The organism is Pseudomonas sp. NFACC41-3, assembly GCF_900109505.1.
In the GTDB taxonomy this organism is placed as follows: domain Bacteria; phylum Pseudomonadota; class Gammaproteobacteria; order Pseudomonadales; family Pseudomonadaceae; genus Aquipseudomonas; species Aquipseudomonas chlororaphis.
This window is the reverse complement of the sequence record NZ_FOAE01000007.1, coordinates 185,330-211,001: the sequence shown is the minus strand read 5'-3', so window position 1 is coordinate 211,001 and position 25,672 is coordinate 185,330. Positions and strand designations below refer to the sequence as shown.

Sequence of the window (25,672 nt, the reverse complement as noted above, 5' to 3'; positions counted from 1 at the left end):
GGCGGGGTTCTCCGCTTTATGCAGCCAGAAAGTAAGAAGCCTCCCAGCTTTTAGACTGGAAGGCTTCGCGGCGGTAGCTGCCTTTGCCCTTGGCGGGTCGTTCCTGACGGCTGCGGAACAGTGGCTGGGCGATGATGGATTTGGCCTTGTTGGGGCCATGCTTGGATGGCTTGCTCATTTTGGGTTCTCGCTTGAGGTGGGTTTACGCGGCAGATGATCGGCCAGCTTGACCCTGCTGTCCAGCCCTGTGATGCGTAGGGTTTTTCAGCAAACCTCACGGATTCCCCCATTCCCTGTAGGAACGAGCCTTGCTTCTGCAAGACGTTGGGGTTACTCGGCTGGGAGAGGCAGGCGTTGCCCTGCCATCAACAGCGATAGGCGGCTCAGGCTGCTCCAGGGCGAACCGGCGGCCTGCCCCTTGATCTGCGCATCGATACGCTGGGCGTCGAGCAGCAATTGCGCCCAGCGCGGCGCGGAATAGCGCTGCAGGGCCTTGCTCATCAACGGCTTGCGTTTGTCCCAGACGGGCGGACGGGCCTGGCTGAACACTTTGTCCAGCGGAGTGCCCTGGCTGTACTGCAGCGACATATTGGCCAGCGCCCGCAATTCCCGGGACAGCGCCCAGAGAATCACCGGCGGTTCGACACCTTCGCCGCGCAGGCCTTCGAGCATGCGCAGGGCATGCGCGGCCTCGCCATTGAGGATGGCGTCCACCAGCCCGAAAACATCGAAGCGCGCACTGTCGGCGACTGCCGCTTGCACGGTTTCCACCGTGATCTGGCCACCCTCGGCCATCAGCTTGAGCTTTTCGATTTCCTGGGCCGCGGCCAGCAGATTGCCTTCTACCCGGGCCGCAATGAGCTCCACGGCGTCCTGGCTGGCGGAAAGCCCGGCCTGGGACAGGCGTTGGCGAATCCACTGCGGCAATTGGTTGGCATCCACTGGCCAGATCTGGATGAACTGGGTCTGCTCGCCATCGATCAGGGCCTTGCCCCATTTGGTCTTTTGCGCGCTGCCATCGAGCTTGGGCAGGCTGATCAGCAGCAGGGTGTCTTCGGCCGGCCGTGAGCAGTATTCGATGAAGGCCGCGGCGCCTTTGTCGCCGGGCTTGCCCGAAGGCAGGCGCAGTTCCAGCAAGCGTTTTTCGGCGAACAACGACATGCTCGCGCCGGCTTGCAGCAGCGTTCCCCAATCGAAATTGGCGTCGGCGCTGAATACCTGGCGTTCATCGAAGCCTTGCTGGCGGGCGGCGGTGCGAATGGCGTCGGCGGCTTCCTGGCACAGCAACGGGTCGTCGCCACTGATGACATAGACCGGTGCGAGCGTGCCTTGCAGGTGTTTGCCGAGCTGAGCGGGGGCGAGTTTCATAAGGAGGGGCAAGCGGGGCGCCTGGGCGCCCCACAAGGCTTACTGGTTCGGCAGCTGCATGGGCGACTGTTGCGGGGTTTCCGCCTCAGCCTTCTGCGCGGCTTCCAGCGCATCGGCCTCGGCCTTGGCGCGGGCATCCGCGGTCTGCTGCAGTTGATCCAGCTGGGTCGGGGTCAGCAGTTGCAGGCGCAGCATCATGTTCTGCACCAGGTCGCGACGCATTTCCTTGCGCACTTCCAGCGATTCCTGGTCGGAACCCACCAGGTTGTTGCCGTCGTGGATGTAGACCTTCTGCACTTGTAGCTTGTCGCTGAGCAGGGTCAGGTTGTTCTGGCCCTGGATTTCGTAGTTCAGCACGGTGGTCAGTTCATACTCGGCTGAACGACCGGCACCGGCGTAGCTGAGGCTGCGCTGGGATTCCTGCTCGCGGGTCAGCACCAGCTTGTAGGGCGCACCGGCATAGACCTTGACGCCACTGCTCTGCAGAACCTGGCGCAGCTGGGTCACGGTTTCGCCGTAAGCGTTACGGGCGCTCAGGTCGAGTTCCTTGATCGCCAGTTCGGTGGTGCCGGTACCGCGCAGCTGAAAGCCGCAGGCGCTCAGCAGTACGGCCAGGCCCATCATCAGGAGGTTGCGTTTGATCATCTTGTTGCTCCCCTTGAAACCATGTGGGCCGACAGGGCGGCCCTGGAGGTTTTATTCGGCGTCAGCCATGGGCTGACGCCTGATCCAATTAGCTAGCGACGATATTGACCAGCTTGCCAGGCACGACGATCACTTTACGAATCGTCAGGCCTTCGGTGAAGCGCAGCACGTTCTCGTTGCTCCGGGCGGCGGCTTCGATCTCTTCACGGCTGGCGCTGGCCGGCATTTCGATCTGGCCACGCAGTTTGCCATTCACTTGAATGACCAGCTGCAGGCTGTCCTGAACCAGGGCGTTCTCATCCAGCACCGGCCAGCCGGCGTCGATGATGGCACCGCTGCGACCCAGCTGGCTCCACAGCTCGTGGCTGATGTGCGGGGTGATCGGTGCCAGCAGCAGGGCCACGGTTTCCAGGCCTTCCTGCAACAGGGCACGGTCCTGCGGGGTGGCTTGCGGTGCTTTTTCCAGCACGTTCATCAGCGTCATGACCTGAGCGATGGCGGTGTTGAATTTGTGGTTCTGGCCGACGTCCTGGCTGGCTTGCTTGATCGCCAGGTGGATGGCGCGACGAATGACTTTCTGTTCGTCGTTCAGCGAACCCAGCTCCAGTGTGCCCGGCAGGCCCTGGGCTACGTGAGCCTGAGCCAGACGCCAGACGCGCTTGAGGAAGCGATGGGCACCCTCGACGCCGGAGTCGGACCATTCCAGGCTCATGTCGGGCGGCGAAGCGAACATCATGAACAGGCGGCAGGTGTCCGCGCCGTACTGTTCGATCATCGACTGAGGGTCGACGCCGTTGTTCTTCGACTTGGCCATCTTCTCGGTGCCGCCGATTTCCACCGGCAGGCCGTCGCTGATCAGCTTGGCGCCGACGATCTTGGCCTTGCTGTCACGCTCCAGCTCGACATCGGCCGGGTTGTACCAGGTGTAGGCACCGTTGGCTTCGCGGCGGTAGTAGGTCTCGGCGACCACCATGCCTTGCGTCAGCAGGTTCTTGAACGGCTCGTTGGAACTCACCAGGCCTTCGTCGCGCATCAGCTTGTGGAAGAAGCGAGCGTAGAGCAGGTGCAGGATCGCGTGTTCGATACCACCGATGTACTGGTCCACCGGCAGCCAGTGGTTGGCCGCGGCCGGGTCGACCAGGCCACCCTCGTATTTTGGCGAGGCATAGCGGGCGTAGTACCACGAGGACTCGACGAAGGTGTCCATGGTGTCGGTTTCACGCTTGGCAGGCTTGCCGCATTTCGGGCAGCTGCACTCGTAGAACTCGGGCATGCGCGCCAGTGGCGAACCGGCGCCGTCCGGCACCACGTCTTCCGGCAGTACTACCGGCAGTTGGTCTTCCGGTACCGGTACATCGCCACAGCTGTCGCAGTGGATGATCGGGATCGGGCAGCCCCAGTAGCGCTGGCGGCTGATGCCCCAGTCGCGCAGGCGGAACTGGGTGCGGGATTGGCCGAGGTTTTTCTTCAGCAGGGCGACTTCGATGGCATCGAAGGCGCCGGCAAAATCCAGACCGTTGAACTCGCCGGAGTTGATCAGTTCGCCGTGCTCGCCGTAGGCGTCCTGCCAAGGTGCTGGCGTTTCGTCGCCAGCGCTGGTGCGCACCACGTTCTTGATCGGCAGGTTGTACTTGGTGGCGAATTCGTAGTCGCGCTCGTCGTGTGCCGGAACGGCCATCACCGCGCCATCGCCGTAGTGCATCAGCACATAGTTGGCGACCCATACCGGGAGTTTTTCACCGGTCAGCGGGTGTTCGACGAACAGCGAAGTCGGCAGGCCTTTCTTCTCTTGAGTGGCGATGTCGGCTTCGGCGACGCTGCCGCCCTTGCACTCGGCGATAAAAGCTTGCAGCGCCGGGTCGTTCTGCGCTGCCAGGGTGGCCAGCGGGTGCTCGGCGGCTACCGCGACGTAGGTCGCACCCATCAGGGTGTCAGGGCGGGTGGTGAAGACTTTCAGTGCGCCCGCTTCGCCAATGGAGGCCTGGTCGTAGGGGAATTGCACTTCCATGCCACGGGATTTGCCGATCCAGTTGCGTTGCATGGTCTTGACCTGCTCGGGCCAGCCCGGCAGTTCGTCGAGACTCTCCAGCAGCTCATCCGCGTAGGCGGTGATCTTGAAGTAGTACATCGGGATTTCGCGTTTTTCGATCAGCGCGCCGGAACGCCAGCCGCGACCGTCGATCACCTGTTCGTTGGCCAGGACGGTCTGGTCGACCGGGTCCCAGTTCACGGTACCGTTCTTGCGGTAGATCACGCCTTTTTCGAACAGGCGAGTGAACAGCCACTGTTCCCAGCGGTAGTAGTCCGGCTTGCAGGTAGTGACCTCGCGGGACCAGTCCACCGCCAGGCCCAGGCTGCGCAGTTGGGACTTCATGTAGGCGATGTTTTCGTAGGTCCACTTGGCCGGTGCGACGTTGTTCTTCATCGCGGCGTTTTCCGCTGGCATGCCGAAGGCGTCCCAACCCATGGGTTGCAGCACGTTCTTGCCTTGCATGCGCTGGTAGCGGGAGATCACGTCGCCGATGGTGTAGTTACGCACGTGCCCCATGTGTAGCTTGCCGCTGGGGTAAGGGAACATCGACAGGCAGTAGTAAGTTTCCTTGCCTGGCTGTTCACTGACTTCAAAGGACTTTTGCTCATCCCAGAACGACTGGGCGGCGGCTTCGATTTCACGGGGCTGATAGTGTTCGTGCATGGCTACTTTTGAACTGAATAGGGGTGGCCTAATCCTCTTCAATGCAACGTTGGGTGGTGATGGCGCCAGATATGGCGTTTTCGCTACCCAGTCGAGCTGGAAGTGGAGTTACAGGAAGCGCCGTAGCATACATGACCGCGCTCTACCGAGGGAAACCCTGATTACGCGCCGTGGGCCGTTGGTCGCGGCACCCTGCCGGTTTCGGCAGTGCGGCTAAGCTCAAAAAGGGGGAGTGATTCTTACTTTCATGAGGTGAGTGGATGGTTGAGTCGCAGCGAAAAGTTACAAAACCCGAGTTGTACGAACGATTGATAGATCGTCTGGCTTTGGCCTTGGATACAGCGAAAACAGCAGGGAGCTTGCGTAATGAGCGTCCTGCGGAGTTGGAGTTGCGGGGCCTGAGTCACGCCGAGCTCGAGGTGATCAAAGCCTATCTGGATCGTAGCGAGCGTGAGACGCAATTGAGCGTGCTCGAATGCCTGAGGCACGAAGTGACTCCACATTCGGCCAAGGTCATCTGGTTGAAAGACAAGGTGCCCGCCCGGGATGCGGTAAAGGTCCGATCCCTGCAGTTCAAGTGAGTCTGCGCAGCCCATGCGGGCATCTGCGCAGCGTCAACGCCGCGTACCTTGTGCGTGAAATCTGTTTCATATCTGTTGTTGCTTTGCTTTTACCCACTTAGGCTTCGAGCATCTTTGGAGATGCTCGATGCCTTTTCGTTATTTCGTCAAACAACTACTCCTGCCGCCAGGCCTTCTGTTGCTGCTGCTTCTGCTCGCCTGGTGGTTTCGCCGCTCGAGGCCGCGATTGGCCGGTGTGTGTTTTGCCCTCGGCCTGGGCGGGTTCTGGTTGATGAGCCTGCCTGTGATGGTGGAGTGGGGCGCGAGTGCCCTGGAAAGTGAGCCGGCGCTGACGCAAAGCCAGTGGTCGACCCTGGCCGGACAGGCCGATGCGATTGTGGTGCTGGGTTCGGGCCGTGAGCGTGGCGATCCGGCCTGGGGTTCCGACCAGCCGACCGGTGTCGGCCTGGAGCGCCAGCGCTATGCGGCGCGCCTGGCCAAGGCTTCCGGGCTGCCGATCCTGACCAGCGGTGGCCTGCACTACGGCACGCCGCCCACGGAAGCAGCGCTGATGGCCGAGTCGTTGCTGAACGATTTCGACGTAACGGTGCGCTGGCAGGAAGGGCGTAGCCGCACGACCTGGGAAAACGCCCAATTCACCGCGCAAGTGCTTAAGCCGCAGGGCGTCAAGCGTGTGGTGCTGGTCACCCAGGCCTGGCATATGCAGCGGGCTGTCTGGAGTTTCGAGCAGGCAGGATTCATTGTGGTGCCGGCGCCCGTGGGGTTCCTCGGGGTGGATAACGCCAGGCCGCTGGGCGGCTGGATGCCGGAGTTCAAATCGATCTGGCAGAGCGGCCAGTTGTTGAACGAGGCGGTGGGGCTGGTAGGCTACAAGCTGTTTTATCGTGGAGAGGACTAGGTTCATCTCGAGCCAGTCCGCTCCCACAGGAATCGCAAATCCCCGGCAGGAGCGAGCAGGCTCGCGATGAAGTCAGACGGTCTTGGCGATCCGGCTGGCCAGCAGGGCCCAGCCGAACAGCAGGACGCTCAGGATGATCAGGGGCCACGAGCGCCACTGCAGGTAAGGCGTCAGGTTGTGCATCGGCACCACTTCGCCGTACAGGATTCCTCGTTCGAACTGCGGAATCTGCACGGTGATCTTGCCGAACGGATCGATCAGGCCGGTCACCCCGTTGTTGGTGGCGCGGATCATCCAGCGGCCGGCTTCCAGGGCACGCATCTGGGCCATCTGCAAGTGCTGCAGCGGGCCGATCGAGGTGCCGAACCAGGTGTCGTTGCTGATGGTCAGCAGCAGGTCGCTGCGGGCTGACAGGCTGGCGGCGAATTCCGGGTAAACCACCTCGTAGCAGATGAACGGTGCGATCTGGTAACCCTTGGCTTGCAGCAAAGGCTGGTCGGCGGGGCCGCGGGCGAAGTCCGACATGGGCAGGTCGAAGAACGCGATCAGGCCACGCAGCAAGTCCTGCAGGGGCACGTACTCACCGAAGGGCACGAGCTTCTGCTTGAGGTACTCGCCATCGCCTTCGCCAACCACGGTAATGCCGTTGAAGTAGCGCTTCTGGTGGTGCACTTCCTGGCGGATCGGTACACCGGTGATCAGCGCCGAATGCCGGTCGGCGGCGAAGTTGCCCATCATGTTCAGATAACCTTCGGCCGACTCCTTGAGCACGGGCACCGCGGTTTCCGGCCACACCAACAGATCCACGCGCTTGGAACTGAAGCTCATGTCGCGGTACAGCGCCAGTTGGGAGTTGAGTTGCGCAGGGTCCCATTTCAGGCTCTGTTCGATATTGCCCTGGATCGCCGCCACGGTCAGCGGCTCGCCCGACGGGCTGGTCCAGGCATGTCCCTTGAGCGCGATGCCGATCACCCAGGGGGCGACCAGCAGCGCCAGGCCGGCGGCGATGAACCCCTTGCGTCCGGCGCGGATCAAGCCGGGCAGGTTGTAGAGCAGGGCTGCGGTCAGCGCCAGGGTAAAGGAGATCAGCCACATGCCGCCCAGAGGGGCCAAGCCGGCCAGCGGGCCGTCGAGTTGGCTGTAGCCGGAATAGAGCCAGGGGAAACCCGTCAGGAACCAGCCGCGGAAGGCTTCCTGGCCCACCCAAAGGGCGGCGAAGGCCAGGGCATCGGCGAGAGGGGCTTCATTGCGACGCAGCCAACGCGCCCAGAGCCAGGCCGGCAGGGCGAAAAAGAAGGCGATGGCGGCAATGAAGGCCAGCATCAGTAAACCCGCCAGCAGCACCGAGGCGCCGCCGTAGGTATGGATGCTGACGTAGATCCAGCTGGTGCCGGCGGCAAACAGGCCGAAGCCGAAACACCAGCCGCGCCACAGCGCCTGGCGCGGGCTTAGCTCGCGCAGGCCGGCGTAAAAGAAGCCGACCGCCAGCAGTGCCAACGGCCAGATGTCGTACGGCGCCAGGGCCAGGGTGGTGATTGCGCCAGCCGCCATGGCCAGCAGGTTACCGGGCCAGCCGGGGCGGGTTAAGCGCAGCATGTCGATCCTTAGCGGGGGATAGGCGTTAGTCGCAGCAGATGAATCCGACGGCTGTCGGCATTCAGGATACGGAAGCGATAGGCACCGATTTCGGTGATTTCGTTACGTTTAGGCAGGTGCCCGAACGCGCTCATCACCAGGCCGCCAACGGTGTCGAACTCGTCGTCGGAGAACTCGCTGTCGAAGAACTCGTTGAAGTTCTCGATCGGCGTCAACGCCTTGATCAGGAAATCGCCGCTCGGCAGCGGCTTGATGTAGCTGTCTTCCTCGACGTCGTGCTCGTCTTCGATGTCGCCGACGATCTGCTCCAGCACGTCCTCGATGGTCACCAGGCCTGCCACGCCGCCGTATTCGTCGATGACGATGGCCATGTGATTGTGGTTGGCGCGGAACTCACGCAGCAGTACGTTCAGGCGCTTGGATTCGGGAACGAAGGTCGCCGGACGCAGCAGGTCCTTGATGTTGAAGCTGTCGCCGTTCTCCTTGAGGATCAGCGGCAGCAGGTCCTTGGCCAGCAGGACGCCCATGACGTCGTCATGGCTTTCGCCGATCACCGGATAACGCGAGTGTGCGGAATCGAGGACGGACGGCAGGAATTCGCGGGGAGTCTGGGTCGCCTTGATGCTGATCATCTGCGAGCGCGGAACCATGATGTCCCGTACCTGCAGGTCAGCGACCTGGATGGCGCCTTCGACGATGGCCAGCGCTTCGCTGTCCAGCAACTTGTTCTGATGGGCTTCGCGCAGCAGCTCCAGCAGCTCCTGGCGGTTTTTCGGCTCATGGGCAAAAGCCTGGGTCAGTTTACCCAGCCACGACTTTTGCCCGCTGCTCGATCGGTCTTCGCTCATAGCGATTACTCTAAATCCTTGGTTGTTACAGATGGATGTTCTTCGGTTTCGTCGTCCGCATAAGGGTCGGGATGACCCAGTTCTGCAAGCAACGTTCGTTCCAGTGCTTCCATTTCCTCGGCTTCGTCGTCATCTATATGGTCGTAACCCAATAGATGCAAGCAGCCGTGAATCACCAGATGGGCCCAGTGGGCCTGGAGATCCTTGCCTTGTTCGGCGGCTTCGCGCTCGACCACTTCGACGCAGATCACCAGATCGCCGAGCAATGGAATGTCCAGCAGTTCGTCCGGCACATCGGCGGGGAACGACAGGACGTTGGTGGCGTAGTCCTTCTGCCGCCAGGTGCGGTTCAGTTCGCGGCCTTCGGGTTCGTCCACCAGGCGGATGGTCAGTTCCGAGTCGGCCGTGCGCTGGCGCAGGGCCAGCTCACACCATTGGCGGAACAGGGCTTCACTGGGAGCAGGCTTGTCGCTTGCCAGTTGCAGATCAAGCTCAAGCATCGTGGCGATTGCCTTTTTCCGCGGCGGACTGGGCGGACTCGTCGGCCACGCGCTGCTCGAAGCGCTCGTAGGCTTCGACGATGCGTTGCACCAGCGGATGGCGCACCACGTCCTTGGGCATGAAGTGGGTGAAGCTGATGCCCGGGACGTCCTTGAGAACGTTGATCACATGGGCCAGGCCGGACTTGGTGCCCTTGGGCAGGTCGACCTGGGTGATGTCGCCCGTGATCACGGCGGTGGAGCCGAAGCCGATCCGGGTCAGGAACATCTTCATCTGCTCGACGGTGGTGTTCTGGCTTTCGTCGAGGATGATGAAACTGTTGTTCAGCGTACGGCCGCGCATGTAGGCCAGCGGCGCAATCTCGATGACCTGGCGCTCGATCAGCTTGGCCACGTGTTCGAAGCCGAGCATTTCATACAGTGCGTCATACAACGGGCGCAGGTACGGGTCGATCTTCTGGGCCAGGTCACCCGGCAGGAAACCGAGTTTCTCACCGGCTTCGACCGCCGGACGCACCAACAGGATACGCCGTACCTGCTCACGCTCCAGTGCGTCTACCGCACAGGCCACGGCCAGGTAGGTCTTGCCGGTACCGGCCGGGCCGATGCCGAAGTTGATGTCGTTGCCGAGGATTTCCTTGACGTAGCGCTGCTGATTCAAGCCGCGGGGGCGAATCATGCCTTTTTTGGTGCGCAGGGCCACGGCCGCTTCGGCGACAGGGTGATTGTCCAGTTCTTCGACGGCGGATTCCTGGAGGAACAGGTGCACCATGTCCGGCGACAGCTCGGTACCCTTGGTTTCCCGGTACAGGCGGCGCAGGAGGTTTTCCGCGGAGGTGGTGTGCTTGGGTTCGCCGATCAGTTCGAACTGATTGCCGCGGTTGCGGATCTCGATGGTCAGGCGCTGCTCGATCAAGCGCAAATGCTCGTCGAATTGCCCGCACAGATTGGCGAAGCGGCGAGCCTCAAAGGGCTCGAGGATGAAACGATGTGGTTCTATGGGTGCGTTCAAGGTCGTTTTTTAGCCGCCCAACGGCAATAAAGGATGAAATCAAGGATAACGCCAGAGGCCTGGGTGCGAAAGCTCTTATACAAAGCAATGTCTTTCGCCACATTTTCCTTGGAGGCCGGCTTCCCGGCGATGGCGTGCCCGAGGCCACTACCGCTGGTCAGCCCGCATCGGCAGGAGGTTATTGCAGCAGCGATCCGCGCAGCGAGTGAGGCTGGGCCGAGTCGATATGCACATCGGCAAACTGGCCGATCAGCGTCGGGTTGTCGCACCGGAAATTGACGATGCGGTTGTTCTCGGTTCGCCCCTGCAGTTCGCCCGGGTCTTTCTTCGAATAGTCGGTAACCAGGATGCGCTGGATCGAACCGACCATTTGTCGGCTGATTTCGAATCCTTGCTGATTCAGCCGATGTTGCAGCGCGTTCAGGCGTTCCTTTTTCAACTCTTCCGGGGTGTCGTCCGCCAGGTCGGCCGCCGGGGTGCCTGGGCGCTGGCTGTAGACGAACGAGTAGGAGAAGTCGAAGCCGACGTCTTCGATCAGCTTCATGGTCTGTTCGAAGTCTTTTTCGGTCTCGCCGGGGAAGCCGACGATGAAGTCCGAGCTGATGCAGATGCCCGGCACGGCGGCGCGCAGTTTGCGCAGCTTGGATTTGTATTCCAGCACCGTATGGTTGCGCTTCATGGCTGCGAGAATCCGGTCGGAGCCCGATTGCACCGGCAAGTGCAGGTGTTTCACCAGTTCCGGCACTTCGGCGTGGGCCTGGATCAGGCTGTCGGAGAACTCCAGCGGATGGGAGGTGGTATAGCGGATGCGCTCGATACCATCGACCGCCGCGACCACGCGGATCAGTTCGGCGAGGTCGGCCAGGCGGCCGTCGTGGGTCTGGCCACGGTAACCGTTGACGTTCTGCCCCAGCAGGGTGACTTCGCGCACGCCGTTTTCCGCCAGGTGGATGATCTCGCAGATCACGTCGTCGAATGGCCGGCTGACTTCCTCGCCACGGGTGTAGGGCACCACGCAGAAGGTGCAGTACTTGCTGCAGCCTTCCATCACCGAGACATAGGCACTCGGGCCGTCGATGCGTGGCTCTGGCAGGTGGTCGAATTTCTCGATTTCCGGGAACGAGACGTCGACCTGCGGCAGCTTGCTGCTGCGGGCGGCATCGATCATTTCCGGCAGGCGGTGCAGGGTCTGCGGGCCGAAGACCACGTCGACATAGGGCGCGCGATCACGGATGGCCGCGCCTTCCTGGCTGGCCACGCAACCGCCGACGGCGATGACCATGTCCGGGTTGGCCAGCTTCAGCTCGCGCCAGCGACCCAGTTGGGAATACACCCGGTCCTGGGCTCGTTCGCGGATCGAGCAGGTGTTGAGCAGGATGACGTCCGCGTCTTCGGCGCGGGCGGTGACTTCCAGGGCCTGGTGTTCACCCAGCAGATCGACCATGCGCGAGCTGTCGTACTCGTTCATCTGGCAACCGTGGGTTTCTATGTAGAGCTTCTTGGCCATGGACGGAGTCATCACGTGATTCAAAGAACCGCGCATTATAGGGAACATGGCCTGAGGTTCCTACCGCTGCGCGTCCGGTGGCTATGCTATAGTTCGCGCCCTCTTTTATATCCCCCGATGTGTTACCCGCCCACCATGACCAAACGTGAAGCTCCAATCTACAAGGTGATTTTCCTCAACCAGGGACAGGTGTTCGAAATGTACGCCAAGCAGATCTATCAAAGTGATCTGTGGGGTTTCCTGGAGGTGGAAGAGTTCGTCTTTGGCGAGCGCACGCAAGTGGTCGTCGATCCGAGCGAAGAGAAGCTCAAGGCCCAGTTCGAAGGCGTGGTGCGCAGCTTTGTGCCGATGCATTCGATCGTGCGCATCGACGAGGTCGAGCGCCTGGGTACGCCGAAGATCAGCGAGGCGCGTGGCGTGAGCAACGTCATGCCGTTTCCGATGCCGATGCCTGAGAAGTAAGGGCTGTATCGAGTGTGCTATCGCGAGCAAGCTTGCTCGCGATGTCATCAAGGCAGGGGTGAGAAGGGCGAACGCCCGTCGGCGCTCTGCAATTCCATCAGGTATTTGCGGAAAATCTGCCCCAGCACCTGGGTGGCGACTTCCAGCTCATCGCGCTGCATGTGTTCGGCCACTTCGTCGGCCGTGTCCAGTGCCTCTTCGGCGCCGTTGACCGCCGCCATCTTCAGCACGATATAGGCCTGAACGTTGTTGGCCGGTACGCCTTCGCCGCGAAAGAACATGGTGCCGAGTTTGAATTGCGCCTGGGCGTGGCCTTGCAGCGAGGCCTTTTCAAAGTAGCTCAGGGCCTGATTGAGATCGCGCGGGGTATTTTTACCTTCGTAGTAGAACTCGCCCAACTCGTATTGCGCTTGCGCATCCCCTTCGTCAGCCGCCTTCTGGCAGACCGCCAGGGCCTCGGACAGATCCTGTGACTGAGTATTGAGGGTGCAGCGACCCATCGCTGGGATCAACAACGAGTTGCCGCCTGCTTGTGCGTGCGCGAGCAGGGGCTGAAGGAGCAACAGGCAGCCCAGTGCAAGGGCGCGGCCGGTGCGGTTCATGGGAATCGACTTACCTCTGAAGGGCGCGCGGACCCATCGAGGGATCCAATAAGCGCGCATTATGAAATAAGCAGGGCCAACCTTACAAAGTCTTTACTCGTTTTTCTGCTGCGCGGGCGCGATATCCGCCGCTTTCGGGGCTGTTTCGGGAGTTGGGGCGCGAATGCAGCGTAAAACCGGCGCCAGCAAGTGTGGCGCCGGTTTGGCGGGGAAGGTTACTTCAGGGCAGCGAAAGCGCGTTCGGCCGCGTCCAGGGTCAGTTTCAGCTCGGCGTCGCCGTGGGCGATCGAGGTGAAGCCGGCTTCGAAGGCACTCGGGGCCAGGTAGACACCGCCTTCGAGCATCAGGTGGAAGAAGCGTTTGAACAGGTTGGCATCGCTGGCCATCACATCGTCGAACGTGACGATATCGTCGGCGCCGCTGAAATACAGGCCGAACATGCCGCCCGCCTGGGTGGTCACGAACGGGATGCCGGCGGCGTCAGCACGTTGCTGCAGGCCGTCGAGCAGGCGGCTGGTGTAGTCGCTCAGCTCGGCGTGGAAGCCCGGGCGGCTGATCAGGCGCAGGGTGGTCAGGCCGGCGGCCATGGCCAGCGGGTTGCCCGACAAGGTGCCAGCCTGGTAGACCGGGCCCAGCGGCGCGATGTGTTCCATGATCTTGCGTTTGCCGCCGAAGCAGCCCACCGGCATGCCGCCGCCGATGATCTTGCCGAAGGTGGACAGGTCCGGGGTCACCCCGTAGTGCGCCTGGGCACCGCCCAGGGCGACGCGGAAACCGGTCATCACTTCGTCGAAGATCAGCACCACGCCGTGTTTGTCGCACAGGCTGCGCAGGCCTTCGAGGAAGCCCGGCGCCGGTGGCACGCAGTTCATGTTGCCAGCCACCGGCTCGACGATGATGCAGGCCACTTCCTGGCCGACTTCGGCAAGCATCTTCTCGACCGCGTCGATGTCGTTGAACGGCAGGGTCAGGGTGTGTTTGGCGAAGGCCGCCGGTACGCCGGCCGAGCTGGGCACGCCCTGGGTCAGCGCGCCGGAGCCAGCCTTGACCAGCAGGCTGTCGGAGTGGCCGTGGTAGCAGCCTTCGAACTTGATGATGCTGTCGCGGCCGGTGAAACCACGGGCCAGGCGGATCGCGCTCATGGTCGCTTCGGTGCCGGAGCTGACCATGCGCACCATTTCCATGGACGGCACGATGGAGCAGACCAGGTCGGCCATTTCGGTTTCCATGGCGGTCGGGGCGCCGTAGGACAGACCGTGTTCCAGCTGCTTGCGTACCGCGTCCAGCACATCCGGGTGGCTGTGGCCCAGGATCATCGGCCCCCAGGAACCGACGTAGTCCACATAACGCTTGTCGTCCTCGTCGGTGACGTAGGCGCCTTCGGCGTGTTTGAAGAACAGCGGCGTGCCGCCCACGCTCTTGAACGCACGCACGGGCGAGTTCACGCCACCGGGGATGTGTTTCTGGGCATTGGCAAACAGGGTTTCGGAACGAGACATGATCGGACTCTCGGAAATCAGCGGTTAGAAGAGGGCATTGAAGGCGCGGGCACGGCGGGTCACTTCCTGGGCGCTGTCGGCGCCGAACAGGCCATGGACCACGGCCAGCAGGTCGACGCCATGGGCGACCAGCGGCGCGGCGTTCTCCAGGGTGATGCCGCCGATCGCGCAGATCGGCAGGTGCAGCCGGGCGCGGGCCTGGTCCAGCAGTTCCAGGTTGGCCGTCGGCGCGCCGGGCTTGGTGTTGGAATTGAAGAAGCGACCGAAGGCGACATAGCTGGCGCCTTCCTTGGCGGCTTGCTCGGCCAGCTCCAGCTGGGCGTGGCAGGTCGAGCCGATGATCGCCTGGCGGCCAAGCAGGGCACGGGCCGGAGTCAGCGGGCCGTCGGTCTGGCCCAGGTGCACGCCGACGCCAATGCGCGCGGCCAACTCGGCGTCGTCGTTGATGATCAGTTGTGTCTTGTAGCGCTCGCACAAGCTGTGCAGGGCTTCGGCTTCGCGCAGACGGCGGGCCTCGTCGCTGCTCTTGTCGCGGTATTGCAGGAGGGTCACGCCACCGTCGAGCGCCGCCTCCACGTACTGCAGGAATTTGCCGGCCAACAGTTGGCTGTCGGTAATGGCATACAGACCACGTAGTTTCATCGAGCGAGCCTCATGGCTTACGAGCAGAAGTCCAGCGGCAGGCGGCGCGGTACGAACTGGCCTTGGCCCAGTTGCTCGGCGTCGCGCAAGGTGCGCCAGGTGTAATCGAGGGCCGACTTCACGGCGCTGGCCAGGTTTTCGCCCTGGGCCAGGCGTCCGGCCAGGGCGCTGGCCAGAGTGCAACCGGAACCGTGATAACTGCCCGGCAGCCGCTGGCAGGTGTAGGTGTGACGGCTGCCGTCGCGGCTGTACAGGCGATTATGCACTTCCTGCTCGTCGCCATGGCCGCCGGTGATCAGCAGGTGTTTGACGAATGGCAGGAGCTTTTCCGCGCATTGGTCCGCAGTGCCTTCGGGCAACTCGGCGAGGATTCGTGCTTCTGGAAGGTTCGGGGTGGCGATGGTCGCCAGTGGCAGCAGGCGTTCACGCATGGCGTAACCGACCTCGTCCTTGCCCAGGCGCCCGCCGCCGCCGGCGCGCAATACCGGGTCGCAGACCATCGGCAGGTGCGGATGCGCCTGCAACAGCTCGACCACGGTGTCGACCATTTCCAGCGAGCCGAGCATGCCCAGCTTGACCGCGGCGACCGTGGAGTCGTTGAGTACGGCGTTGGCCTGGGCCAGCACCCACTCGCGATCCAGCACACGGAAGTCGCTGACGTTGACCGTATCCTGCACGGTCAGCGCGGTCACAGCGGGAGCTGCATGGCAACCCTGGGCGAGCAGGGCTTCGATATCTGCCTGCAGGCCGGCGCCGCCACTGGGGTCGTGGCCGGAGAGACAGAGGACAACGGGGCGAGAGCTGTAGATATTCATGGTGCGCGAGCTTACCACCAAACGTCTTTTTTGCACGGCCCTCGCGCGTTGGCCGGAGCTGGTTTTTCCGCCTTCCCGACAAGTTGACCGAGGCAACAGCTCTAGATCAATGGATAGCGCTGAAACGCCCGTTCTAGAGCCTTTAAACTAAAGTTTTTGGTGGTGTTCATTGGCCATCAACGGCTATGCTAGAGTGGATCCAAACCAATAACAGGTAATGCCGGTTTTACGTCTACTCAAAGGGAAATGGGGGGCTTCCTGACATAACCGGACAAGCCACGCTGGGGCTTTATGCGCTATTTGCTGATGTTGCTGTTGAGCTTGCCGATGCTGGCTGGCGCGGTCGAGTTCGACGAGTTCACCCAAAGCCTGCCCTTGGGTCGGGTGATGCAGGTGTTTGAAGACGCGAGTGGTCAGGCAACGATCGCGGATGTCAGCACAGCGGCGATGGCCGGCAGTTTCAAGACCCATGACAAGGCCACCCTCAACGCCGGTTACTCCCGCTCGGCATTCTGGCTGAAAATCCACCTCAGCTACCGTCCCGCCAACCCTTCCATACGACACACCTGGCTGCTGGAGCTGGCCTATCCGCCGCTCGATCATCTGGAGCTGTATGTGCCCGATGAAACCGGTGGCTACCGTCTGGCCCAGCGCACCGGCGATGCCTTGCCGTTCGACAGCCGGCAGATCCGCCAGAACAATTACCTGTTCGACCTGAGTTTTGCGCCCTACGAGCAAAAGACCCTGTTCCTGCGCCTGCAGAGCCAGGGCTCGGTCCAGGCGCCGGTGACGCTCTGGTCCAGCACGGCGTACCTGGAAGCGCAGCCGGTGCGCCTGTATGTACTCGGCCTGATCTACGGCGTGCTGCTGGGGATGCTGGTCTACAACCTGTTCATTTACCTGAGCGTGCGCGACACCAGTTACCTCTATTACATCCTCTACATCGCCTCGTTCGGGCTGTACCAACTGTCGGTGAACGGCGCCGCGGTGGAGTACTTCTGGCCGGACAACCCGTGGTGGGCCAACGCGGCGACGCCGTTTTTCATTGGCGCGGCGGCCCTGTTCGGCAGTCAGTTCGCCCGCAGTTTCCTGCAGACCGCCAGCCACAGCCGCTGGGTCGATCGCCTGCTGCTGGTGCTGATCCTGTGCAGCATTGTGGTGGTGGCCCTGTCGCTGATGACCAGCTACGCCCTGGCGTTGCGTCTGGCCACGGCCCTGGCGCTGGTCTTTACCGTGGTGATCTTCGTCTCCGGCATCGTCGCCTGGTGCCGCGGCATGCGCGTGGCGCGTTACTTCATCATCGCCTGGTCGGCGTTCCTGGTGGGCGGGATCATCAATACCCTGATGGTGCTGGGTTATCTGCCGAACATGTTCCTGACCATGTATTCCAGCCAGATCGGTTCGGCCATCGAGGTGGCGCTGTTGTCGCTGGCCCTGGCCGACCGCATCAACTCGATGCGCGAGCAGCAGGCGCAGACCCTGTTCGATGCCGGGCAGAAGCTCGAAGTGCTCAACCAGCAGTTGGCCCACAGCAACCGGCTCAAGGATGAGTTCCTCGCCACCCTGACCCACGAACTGCGCACGCCGATGAATGGGGTGATCGGTTCCCTGGAGCTGATGCAGACCGTCGATCTCGATCCGGAGCTGGAGCAATACCAGCAGACTGCCGCCGGTTCGGCCCGGGACATGATGCGCATGGTCAATGGCATCCTGACCCTGACCGAACTGCAGGCCGGCAAGCTCAGTGCCCAGCACGAGAGCTTCAGCCTGCGTTCGCTGCTCGATGCCTTGCTGGGCCAGTTTTGCGCCAACGCCTCGGCCAAGGGGCTGGGCTTCGATGTCGACCTGGCCACCGGGCTGCCCGATCGGCTGCTGGGCGATCGCGGCAAATTGAGCCAGTGCCTGGAGTGCCTGCTGGACAATGCCATCAAGTTCACCCGGGTGGGTGGCCTGGTCCTGCGAGTGACTGGCAAGCCGGTGGCAACCGGGCGGGTGGCGCTGACCTTCGCGGTGATCGACACCGGCATCGGTTTCGTCAATCTCGATGAGGCCTCGTTGTACCAGCGTTTCTTCCAGCTCGATGGTTCGATGACCCGTGAATACGGCGGGCTGGGCGTGGGGCTGGCGATCTGTCGGCAACTGGTGGATCTGCTGGGTGGCCATCTGACCCATGAATCGGAGCCGGGGCGTGGCAGCTGTTTCCGGCTGGAGGTGACCTTCGATGTGGACGGCGAGCAGCCGATGGCCTCCCAGCCGGCCTTGCGGGTCCGCGCCGTCCGGCGCAGGCCGCAGGATTGCAGCGTGCTGCTGGTGGACGACAACAGCATCAATCAACTGGTGATCCGCGGCATGTTGCTCAAGCTGGGTTATCAGGTACGCACGACGGAGAACGCTCGCGGGGCGCTGGCGTTGTTGCGCCGGGAGTCGGTGGATGCGGTGCTGCTCGATTGCCAGATCGAGCAGGCCGAGGCGCTCAAGCTGTGCGATCAGGTGCGCGGCATGCCGGGTTGCGCCGGCTTGCCGGTGCTGCTGGTGTCGGCCTCGGCGTACGCTGTGGAGGCTGAGCGCTGCCTGCTCGATTACCTCTCCCGGCCGGTGAAATTCGAGGAGTTGCAAGCTGTTCTGGCGCGTCGGGTGCTGGCCTCGGAACAGGGCGAAAGCGCCGGTATTTAGGCGGGTATGCCACTTTGTTCGGTGGGGAGGGGGTGCTTAACTGAGGTTCTGGCACACCCCTCAAGGAGCCCCGACATGAACCTGCATCAGTTCGCCGAGACCCACGAAGTCACCAACCAGCCACCTTCCCTGGACGGTACCAACCTCTATCGAATCGATCTGCCGTTGCAGGAGTGGGCACGGCGTTTCGGCGCTGGTTGGGCCGAATCGCGGATCGACGCCTACGGTGCCCTGGCCGGTGGGCCGCTGATGGAGGCGGGGTTCCTGGCCAACCAGAACAAGCCGGTGTTCACCAGCCATGACCGTTACGGGCATCGCCTCGATCTGGTGGAGTTTCATCCGGCGTATCACGAGCTGATGCGTACCGCCATCGAGCACGGCCTGACGTCCTTGCCCTGGGCTCATCCGCAATCCGGGGCGCATGTCGCGCGTGCCGCCATGACCTATTTGCATAGCCAGGCCGAGGCCGGCAGCGGTTGCCCGCTGACCATGACCTTCGCCTGTGTGCCGGCGTTGAAGCTGCAGCCGGATCTCGCCGAACAATGGCTGCCGAAAGTCCTCGCCACCGAATATGACCCACGCAATGTCGGCATGGCCCACAAGGCCGGTGTCACCATCGGCATGGCGATGACCGAGAAACAAGGCGGTACCGATGTGCGCGCCAACACCACCAAGGCGTATCCGGTGGGCGCTACGGGGCCGGGGCAGGCTTATGAGCTGGTGGGCCACAAATGGTTCTGTTCGGCGCCGATGTGCGACGCCTTCCTGACCCTGGCCCAGACCGAAAAAGGCCTGACCTGCTTCCTGTTGCCTCGCCATCGTCCGGATGACAGCCGCAACCAGTTCTATATCCAGCGCCTGAAAAACAAGCTCGGCAATTGCTCCAATGCCTCCAGTGAAGTGGAGTTCCGCGGGGCCCTGGCGTGGATGATCGGTGAAGAAGGGCGCGGCGTGCCGACCATCATCGAGATGGTGGCCATGACCCGCTTCGATTGCATGGTCGGCTCCAGCTCGCTGATGCGCCAGGCCCTGACCCAGGCCGCCCATCACTGTGCCCATCGGCTGGTGGGCGGGCGTGTGCTCAGCGAGCAACCCTTGATGCAGAACGTGCTGGCCGACCTGGCGCTGGAAAGCGAGGCGGCGCTGGCCTTGAGCCTGCGCATGGGCCGCGCGCTGGATAACCTGGATGACCCGCAAGAAGCCATGTTCTCGCGGCTGGTGACGGCGGTGGGCAAATACTGGATCTGCAAGCGGGCCCCAGCAATGATCAACGAGGCCGCCGAGTGCATGGGCGGTGCCGGTTATGTCGAGGAGAGCATTCTGCCGCGGCTGTACCGCGAAGCGCCGGTCAACTCGACCTGGGAAGGCTCCGGCAACGTGCAGTGCCTGGATGTGCTGCGCGCCTTGTCCAAGGAGCCGGGCGTGCTCGATGCGCTGTTCGCCGAGCTGGGCGATGGCCATGGCGACAGGCGCCTGGCCGCGCATATCGCCAACCTGAAAGGCGCCTTCCAGGACACCGACGACATTCAGTACCGCGCCCGCCAACTGACCGAGGACATCGCCCTGGGCCTGCAGGCCAAGCTGTTGCTGGAAGCCGGCAACGCGGCGGTCAGCGATGCCTTTATCGCCAGTCGCCTGGGTTCGGCAGGAAGGGTCTACGGCACCTTGCCGCGAGGGCTGGATGTCGAGGCGATAGTCGCGCGCTCCACCCCGGCAGGCTTCTGACTGGTTTGTTGTAGGAGCGAGCTTGCTCGCGATAAATAGTCCAGGCTACCGATCGGCTGGGGCCTGAAAGATCTTTCGCGAGCAAGCTCGCTCCTACGCATATTCCGCTGTTCCCGTGAGACGGCGTTGCAGGCAAGATGAAGGCCTGCAAGATCAGAACACAGGATGCTTACCGTGACCGAAGCTTTTATTGTCGTTCAAACCGCCGAGCAAGCCGTGGACCGGCTTGCCGCTTTGCATGAGCGGGCCACCACGTCGCTGAGCCAGGCGCTCAAGCGTTACCTCAAGGATCGTGTCGAACCGGACGCCGAACAGCGCGCCCTGTTTCGTTACCCGGAATTACGCCTGACCTATCTCTGCCAGGGCGAAGTCCCGCAGACCACCCGGGCCTACGCCAAGGTCCAGTTGCCGGGCACCTACAGCGTCACGGTCACCCATCCCGCCGCCTTCCGTAAGTACCTGCTGGAACAGCTGGTGCCCCTGATGCACGACTTCACCGTGACCGTGGAAGTGGGCGTCAGCGAGCAGAACATCCCGTATCCGTACGTGGTCGAGCAGGGCGATGAACTGGCCGGTTCCGGCGTCACTGCCGCGGTGCTGGCGCGGGTGTTCCCCAGCACCGACCTGTCCGCCGCCACCGATGGCATCGCCGACGGGCTGTACGATTGGGAAAACACCAATCCGCTGCCCCTGGCGCTGTTCGATGCCGCGCGGGTGGATTTCTCCCTGCGCCGCCTGGTGCACTACACCGGCAGCGATTGGCGCCACGTGCAGCCGTGGATCCTGCTGACCAACTACCACCGTTATGTCGACCAGTTCATCACCCACGGTCTTGAACAGCTGCGCAGCGATCCGCGGTTCGTGCGCATGGTCCTACCGGGCAATGTGATCATCGAGAAAGGCATGGATCACGGCGAAGCCTCGTCGATCGCCGCCGGGGTGGTCTGGCACCGCTACCAGATGCCGGCTTATCACCTGCTGGCCAGCGACGGCCACGGCGTGACCCTGGTGAACATCGGGGTCGGTCCGTCCAACGCCAAGAACATCACTGACCATTTGGCGGTATTGCGTCCGCACTGCTGGCTGATGATCGGCCACTGCGGCGGCCTGCGGCAGTCGCAGACCATCGGCGACTACGTACTGGCCCATGCCTACATGCGTCGCGACGGCATTCTCGATCGCGTGGTGCCGCCGAACATTCCGATTCCGGCCCTGGCCGAAGTGCAGTTGGCGTTGCAGCAGGCCGCCGCCAACGTCACCGGCGAGAAGGGCGACGATCTGAAAAAACGCCTGCGCACCGGCACCGTGCTGACCTACGACGACCGTAACTGGGAATTGCGTTGGGCCCAGGAGCGTCCGCTGATCAACCTGTCCCGCGCCGTGGCGGTGGACATGGAAAGTGGCACCATCGCCGCCCAGGGGTATCGCCTGCGGGTGCCGTACGGCACCTTGCTGTGTGTCTCGGACAAGCCGCTGCACAGTGAAATCAAGCTGCCGGGTTCGGCCAACGCCTTTTATGAGCGCGCGGTCAGCCAGCACCTGAAGATCGGTATCGCCGCGGTGGACCTGCTGCGTACCGAGCTCAATTCGCTGCACTCGCGCAAGCTGCGCAGCTTCGACGAGCCGCCGTTCCGCTGATCGCGGGATGGTCATTTAACGGTCGGGCCACTAGCATGGTCGGCCCTGACCGTTAGATGTTCTTTTCGCCATGTCTCGTCCTCCTCGTCCCGCTTCCCGCCGCCCTGGCGTGAAGAGTCCTTCGTCGTCTTCCGCGCCGCGCCGTGTTGCCAAGGCGCCACCGGCCGAGCCGAAGCTGATCCTGTTCAACAAACCCTTCGATGTGCTGACCCAGTTCAGCGACGGCGAAGGGCGGGCGACCCTCAAGGACTTCATCGCGATCCCCGGCATCTACCCGGCCGGGCGCCTGGACCGCGACAGCGAAGGCTTGCTGCTGCTGACCAATGACGGCCAGTTGCAGGCGCGCATCGCCGATCCCAGGCACAAGTTGGCCAAGACCTATTGGGTGCAGGTGGAGGGGGAGCCCACGGCCGAGCAATTGCAGCGTCTGCGTGATGGCGTGGAGTTGAATGACGGCATGACCCTGCCGGCCGAAGCCCGGCAGTTGGAAGAGCCGCAACTGTGGCCGCGCAATCCGCCGGTGCGCTTTCGCAAGAGCGTGCCCACCAGTTGGCTGGAATTGATCATTCGTGAAGGGCGTAATCGCCAGGTGCGGCGCATGACCGCGGCCGTGGGGTTGCCGACATTGCGCCTGGTGCGGGTCAGGATCGGCGACTGGACGATCGAGGGGCTTGATCAGGGCCAGTGGAAGGAGGTTCCGGCGCGCTTATAAGGCGCCGGATTCGATCAGGCCGATCACCACGCTCTTGATAATGAACGCGGCCACGCCCAGGCCCAGGACGAAGAACAGGATGAACGAGCCGAAGCGTCCGGCCTTGGACTTCTTCGCCAGATCCCAGACGATGAAGGCCATGAAAATGATCAGGATGGTCACCAGACCGGTCATCATCCACTCTTCGAATACTGCAGGATCCATCGAACATCTCCAGCGCGGGCAAGGCTAAAAGGCGGGGGCGAGTATACGCCAAGGGGCTGCGACCGGGCATTGGTCCAGGTGCGCTTCGTCGTCACAGGCTCTGCATGTCCTTGTAGGAGCGAGCTTGCTCGCGATAAATATTCCAGGCCATACATCGGTTGCGGCCGGACATTTCTATCGCGAGCAAGCTCGCTCCTACAGAAGAGATAGCGCTCAGTTGCGCAGGTGAGTCAGCGGCAGTTCGGTGCTGTTGAGCACCTGGTTGAGCACGAAGCTGGAGCGTACGCTGGTCACGCCTTCGATGCGGGTCAGATGGCCGAGCAGCAGTTTCTGGTAGTGATCCATGTCCGGCACCACCACCTTGAGCTGGTAGTCGGCGTCCATCCCGGTCACCAGGCTGCATTCGAGGACCTGCGGCAGGCTGCGGATCGCCGCCTCGAAGTTCTCGAAACGCTCGGGGGTGTGGCGGTCCATGCCGATCAGCACGTAGGCGGTCAGGCTCAGGCCGAGCATTTTGCGGTCCAGTAGGGCGACCTGGCGGGAAATGTAGCCGTCGTCTTCCAGTTGCTTGACCCGACGCGAACACGGCGAAGGCGACAGGCCGATACGTTCGGCCAGTTCCTGATTGGAGATGCGGGCGTCGCGCTGCAATTCCGCCAAAATGCTGAGGTCGTATCGGTCGAGTTTGCTCATGGGACAGGCCTTTTTAATAACTATTGCGCGATATTATCTATCCCGGGTTAAAAATTGCGCAAGTCATGTTTATTAGAGCAATCTTCGCAATTCTCTGTCGGCGCCCCAGGCCTATTCTTATCACCAGAATCACTGCCCGGACATAGAGTCCACTGCGGCCCGCCGAATCAGGCCTGCCGCGGCCGCCAATCCCACAGGGTTGAGCCGGCCCCCGGGCTACACACTGTCCAGAAGACGGCGTGAGGTGAGCCGGCGTCATAAGCGTCGAGCACGGACGAAATTCTCAAAGGGGGACCGACGGGTCCCCCTTTTTTATTGTCTGCGCGCCAGGAAATATCCCGTGGCGCCTCAATAAATAAGTGTTGCGACTGATAACCTGTGGCAGAACCGGCCTGGGCTTTTCCAGTCTTATCTACAGGCCCCCATCCGTAGTGAGGAATAGCATGAAATCGCGCATCTGGCGTTTGGCAGGTGTTGGTTTGCTCTGTGTGAGCGTCAGTGCGCAGGGGCTTGCCGATGACCGCAATGACGGCCGTGGTTGGTCCAATGGCGGCCAGCGCAGTGACGACGGGTATCCGGGAAACGGCCAGGGGCGAGGCGAAAGCCATCAGTCGCGCCAGCAGACTGAAATCATTCGCGGCGACAACAGCCAGCAGTTCGAGCGCAACGTCGAGAACGGGCGTTGGCAGAACCGCGGGCCGAATGATCAAGGGCGGGAACGACAGGCACAGCCGTCCGCCAACCTGCCGATCCAGGGTCGCCCCGATACCGTCCGCCAGACCCAGGAACCGCGCCAGGGTTATTACCAGGACATCCCGCGCCGCAACGACTACAACCCGCATTGGCAGGCCGGCGGAGGGGGTTCGCGTCCCTACGACTATCGCTGGCCGGGCCGTCCGGAGGGACGGGGCAACGGCTGGGGGCCAGGCCCGCAATATCGGCCGGGTTATGTGATCGATCGTTTTCCGGACCGGCATTACCGTGTGCCTTATCGCGGCCGGGACTATTACTTCTCCGGTGGCTATTGGTACCGCCCAGAGGGGCCGCGTTACGTTGTGGTGCGCCCACCCTACGGGATTCGCGTGGCCTACCTGCCGGACTACGCGCGCGAGGTGTGGATCGGCAGCGCGCTGTTCTTCCTGGCCGCGGGCGCCTACTACATCTACGAGGCCAGTACCCAGCAGTACGTAGTGGTCGAGCCGCCGCAGGCCAGCCCGCCGCCGCAGGCCGGCAATGATTACAACGTGCTGGCCTACCCGGTCAGCGGGCAGAGCCCGCAGCAGATCAATCAGGACCGCTACGACTGTTATCGCTGGGCGGTGCAGCAGAGCGGCTTCGACCCGGCGGCGATGACCTATCCCCCGGCGCCGCAGGTGGTCCAGACCTACCGCCAGGCCCAGGGCGGTTGCCTGAGCTCGCGCGGCTATCAGGTGACTTACTGAGCCCGGGCGGCGAGCACCGCTTCCTGCGGGTCGGCGTGCACCAGCACCTCGGCCCGCGGATAGGCCGCATGAATCGCCTCGGCGGCCTGATCGCTGATGCCGTGGGCCACCGAGAGGGTCAGTTCCCCTGGTAATTCCAGATGCAGTTGCACGAACCAGTGGTTGCCGGAAATCCGCGTGCGCAGGTCATGGGCGCCGAGTACCCCGGGCACGGCGCATACCAGTTCCAGCATGTGCTGGCTGACCTCGGGCGGCAGTTCCTCATCCATCAGCACCGCCACGCTTTCCCGAGCGATCTGGATCGCGCTCCACAGGATGTAGACGGCTATCGCCAGGCCGAACCAGGCGTCCAGTTGCTGCCAGCCGAAACTGGCCAGCACCAGCGCCAGCAGGATGCTGCCATTGAGCAGCAGGTCGGAGCGATAGTGCAGCGAGTCGGCGCGTACCGCGGTGGAGCCGGTTTCGCGGATCACCCGGTGTTGCACCATCAGCAGCGCCACGGTCAGCGCCAGCGACAGCAGCATCACGCCGATACCGATCCAGGGCGCGCCCAGCGGTTCGGGGTTTTGCAGGCGCTCGACGGCCTGTACCCCGATCAGCACCGCGCTCACCGCGATGAACAGCGCCTGGGCCATGCCCGACAGCGATTCGGCCTTGCCGTGGCCGTAGCGGTGGTCTTCGTCTGCCGGGCGCAGGGCGTAGTGCACGGCCAGCAGGTTGAGGAACGACGCGGCGCCATCGAGCAGCGAGTCGGTGAGGCCGGCCAGCAGGCTGACCGAGCCGCTCAGCCACCAGGCGATGGCCTTGGCCACGATCAGGATACTGGCCACTGCCAGCGAGGCGCGGGTGGCCAGGCGCAACAGTCGTGCGTGTTCCGGGCTACTGCTCATACAAGGCTTGTTCCTTCAAGAAGCG

Annotated in this window: 24 protein-coding genes; 8 read left to right on the top strand and 16 right to left on the bottom strand. The window is 62.8% G+C overall.

Going from position 1 to position 25,672, the window contains the following annotated elements; genetic code table 11:
• Positions 1-16: 16 nt before the first annotated feature.
• The 4 genes from arfA to leuS all read right to left on the bottom strand — a co-directional run bounded on the left by arfA (position 17) and on the right by leuS (position 4,708).
• On the bottom strand, positions 17-178 hold the full coding sequence (gene arfA, locus BMY68_RS28725; protein ID WP_007927093.1) for an alternative ribosome rescue factor ArfA: 162 nt from the start codon (positions 176-178) through the stop codon (positions 17-19).
• Positions 179-330: 152 nt separating this feature from the next.
• On the bottom strand, positions 331-1,368 hold the full coding sequence (holA, locus tag BMY68_RS28720; protein ID WP_007927092.1) for a DNA polymerase III subunit delta: 1,038 nt from the start codon (positions 1,366-1,368) through the stop codon (positions 331-333).
• A gap of 39 nt (positions 1,369-1,407) precedes the next feature.
• A complete protein-coding gene (gene lptE, locus BMY68_RS28715; RefSeq protein WP_085534532.1) occupies positions 1,408-2,013 on the bottom strand; it encodes an LPS-assembly lipoprotein LptE in 606 nt (201 codons plus the stop codon).
• An 88-nt stretch (positions 2,014-2,101) separates the two neighbouring features.
• Positions 2,102-4,708, bottom strand: coding sequence for a leucine--tRNA ligase (gene leuS / locus BMY68_RS28710; RefSeq protein WP_085534534.1), 2,607 nt, complete (start codon positions 4,706-4,708; stop codon positions 2,102-2,104).
• Between the two features lie 260 nt (positions 4,709-4,968).
• Between leuS and BMY68_RS28705 the strand changes: the two genes are divergently transcribed.
• Together BMY68_RS28705 and BMY68_RS28700 are read left to right on the top strand one after the other, a co-directional pair.
• Positions 4,969-5,289, top strand: a complete 321-nt coding sequence (locus BMY68_RS28705; RefSeq protein ID WP_009045783.1) for a hypothetical protein — start codon at positions 4,969-4,971, stop codon at positions 5,287-5,289.
• Between the two features lie 127 nt (positions 5,290-5,416).
• Entirely contained in the window at positions 5,417-6,187 is a 771-nt protein-coding gene (locus BMY68_RS28700; RefSeq protein ID WP_085534536.1) for a YdcF family protein, read from the top strand.
• A gap of 72 nt (positions 6,188-6,259) precedes the next feature.
• On the opposite strand, the gene lnt is transcribed toward BMY68_RS28700, so the two are convergent.
• From lnt to miaB, 5 genes are all read right to left on the bottom strand, one after another.
• Positions 6,260-7,783 (bottom strand): apolipoprotein N-acyltransferase, encoded by a 1,524-nt coding sequence (lnt, locus tag BMY68_RS28695; protein ID WP_085534538.1) that lies wholly within the window; start codon positions 7,781-7,783, stop codon positions 6,260-6,262.
• 8 nt (positions 7,784-7,791) lie between these two features.
• Positions 7,792-8,631 (bottom strand): HlyC/CorC family transporter, encoded by an 840-nt coding sequence (locus BMY68_RS28690; RefSeq protein ID WP_007927086.1) that lies wholly within the window; start codon positions 8,629-8,631, stop codon positions 7,792-7,794.
• A gap of 5 nt (positions 8,632-8,636) precedes the next feature.
• Positions 8,637-9,131 carry an rRNA maturation RNase YbeY gene (gene ybeY / locus BMY68_RS28685; RefSeq protein WP_007927084.1) on the bottom strand — a complete coding sequence of 165 codons (495 nt, stop codon included), beginning with the start codon at positions 9,129-9,131 and terminating at the stop codon, positions 8,637-8,639.
• Positions 9,124-10,143 (bottom strand): PhoH family protein, encoded by a 1,020-nt coding sequence (locus BMY68_RS28680; protein ID WP_007927082.1) that lies wholly within the window; start codon positions 10,141-10,143, stop codon positions 9,124-9,126. The genes ybeY and BMY68_RS28680 overlap by 8 nt, the downstream gene beginning before the upstream one ends.
• 178 nt (positions 10,144-10,321) lie before the next feature.
• The gene (gene miaB / locus BMY68_RS28675; RefSeq protein WP_175534876.1) at positions 10,322-11,650 is read right to left on the bottom strand and encodes a tRNA (N6-isopentenyl adenosine(37)-C2)-methylthiotransferase MiaB; all 1,329 of its coding nucleotides are present in this window, start codon (positions 11,648-11,650) and stop codon (positions 10,322-10,324) included.
• A 135-nt stretch (positions 11,651-11,785) separates the two neighbouring features.
• On the opposite strand from miaB, the gene BMY68_RS28670 reads away from it, so the two are divergent.
• Positions 11,786-12,112, top strand: a complete 327-nt coding sequence (locus tag BMY68_RS28670) for a DUF1820 family protein (protein WP_007927079.1) — start codon at positions 11,786-11,788, stop codon at positions 12,110-12,112.
• A 47-nt stretch (positions 12,113-12,159) separates the two neighbouring features.
• Here BMY68_RS28670 and BMY68_RS28665 read toward each other — a convergent pair whose 3' ends face one another.
• The 4 genes from BMY68_RS28665 to BMY68_RS28650 all read right to left on the bottom strand — a co-directional run bounded on the left by BMY68_RS28665 (position 12,160) and on the right by BMY68_RS28650 (position 15,670).
• Positions 12,160-12,714 (bottom strand): tetratricopeptide repeat protein, encoded by a 555-nt coding sequence (locus tag BMY68_RS28665; protein WP_007927077.1) that lies wholly within the window; start codon positions 12,712-12,714, stop codon positions 12,160-12,162.
• Positions 12,715-12,929: 215 nt separating this feature from the next.
• Complete coding sequence (hemL, locus tag BMY68_RS28660) at positions 12,930-14,213, bottom strand: glutamate-1-semialdehyde 2,1-aminomutase (RefSeq protein ID WP_009045779.1); 1,284 nt, start codon at positions 14,211-14,213, stop codon at positions 12,930-12,932.
• A 24-nt stretch (positions 14,214-14,237) separates the two neighbouring features.
• Positions 14,238-14,855 (bottom strand): thiamine phosphate synthase, encoded by a 618-nt coding sequence (gene thiE, locus BMY68_RS28655; RefSeq protein ID WP_009045778.1) that lies wholly within the window; start codon positions 14,853-14,855, stop codon positions 14,238-14,240.
• A gap of 17 nt (positions 14,856-14,872) precedes the next feature.
• Positions 14,873-15,670, bottom strand: a complete 798-nt coding sequence (locus tag BMY68_RS28650) for a hydroxymethylpyrimidine/phosphomethylpyrimidine kinase (RefSeq protein ID WP_062824496.1) — start codon at positions 15,668-15,670, stop codon at positions 14,873-14,875.
• Positions 15,671-15,961: 291 nt separating this feature from the next.
• On the opposite strand from BMY68_RS28650, the gene BMY68_RS28645 reads away from it, so the two are divergent.
• From BMY68_RS28645 to BMY68_RS28630, 4 genes are all read left to right on the top strand, one after another.
• Positions 15,962-18,343 carry a hybrid sensor histidine kinase/response regulator gene (locus tag BMY68_RS28645; RefSeq protein WP_085534542.1) on the top strand — a complete coding sequence of 794 codons (2,382 nt, stop codon included), beginning with the start codon at positions 15,962-15,964 and terminating at the stop codon, positions 18,341-18,343.
• A gap of 75 nt (positions 18,344-18,418) precedes the next feature.
• On the top strand, positions 18,419-20,068 hold the full coding sequence (locus BMY68_RS28640; RefSeq protein WP_085534544.1) for an acyl-CoA dehydrogenase family protein: 1,650 nt from the start codon (positions 18,419-18,421) through the stop codon (positions 20,066-20,068).
• A 165-nt stretch (positions 20,069-20,233) separates the two neighbouring features.
• A complete protein-coding gene (gene amn / locus BMY68_RS28635; RefSeq protein WP_162270017.1) occupies positions 20,234-21,706 on the top strand; it encodes an AMP nucleosidase in 1,473 nt (490 codons plus the stop codon).
• A 70-nt stretch (positions 21,707-21,776) separates the two neighbouring features.
• Positions 21,777-22,418, top strand: a complete 642-nt coding sequence (locus BMY68_RS28630) for a pseudouridine synthase (protein ID WP_009045773.1) — start codon at positions 21,777-21,779, stop codon at positions 22,416-22,418.
• Here BMY68_RS28630 and BMY68_RS28625 read toward each other — a convergent pair.
• Together BMY68_RS28625 and BMY68_RS28620 are read right to left on the bottom strand one after the other, a co-directional pair.
• Positions 22,413-22,622 (bottom strand): DUF2788 domain-containing protein, encoded by a 210-nt coding sequence (locus BMY68_RS28625; protein WP_007927060.1) that lies wholly within the window; start codon positions 22,620-22,622, stop codon positions 22,413-22,415. The genes BMY68_RS28630 and BMY68_RS28625 overlap by 6 nt on opposite strands.
• A gap of 213 nt (positions 22,623-22,835) precedes the next feature.
• Positions 22,836-23,315, bottom strand: a complete 480-nt coding sequence (locus tag BMY68_RS28620; RefSeq protein WP_009045772.1) for an Lrp/AsnC family transcriptional regulator — start codon at positions 23,313-23,315, stop codon at positions 22,836-22,838.
• A gap of 443 nt (positions 23,316-23,758) precedes the next feature.
• Here BMY68_RS28620 and BMY68_RS28615 point away from each other — a divergent pair, with 443 nt between their 5' ends.
• Positions 23,759-24,757, top strand: coding sequence for a DUF6515 family protein (locus BMY68_RS28615; RefSeq protein WP_085534546.1), 999 nt, complete (start codon positions 23,759-23,761; stop codon positions 24,755-24,757).
• On the opposite strand, the gene BMY68_RS28610 is transcribed toward BMY68_RS28615, so the two are convergent.
• Positions 24,751-25,647: a cation diffusion facilitator family transporter gene (locus BMY68_RS28610; RefSeq protein WP_085534548.1), complete on the bottom strand. Its 897-nt coding sequence runs from the start codon at positions 25,645-25,647 to the stop codon at positions 24,751-24,753. The genes BMY68_RS28615 and BMY68_RS28610 overlap by 7 nt on opposite strands.
• Positions 25,648-25,672: the final 25 nt, after the last annotated feature.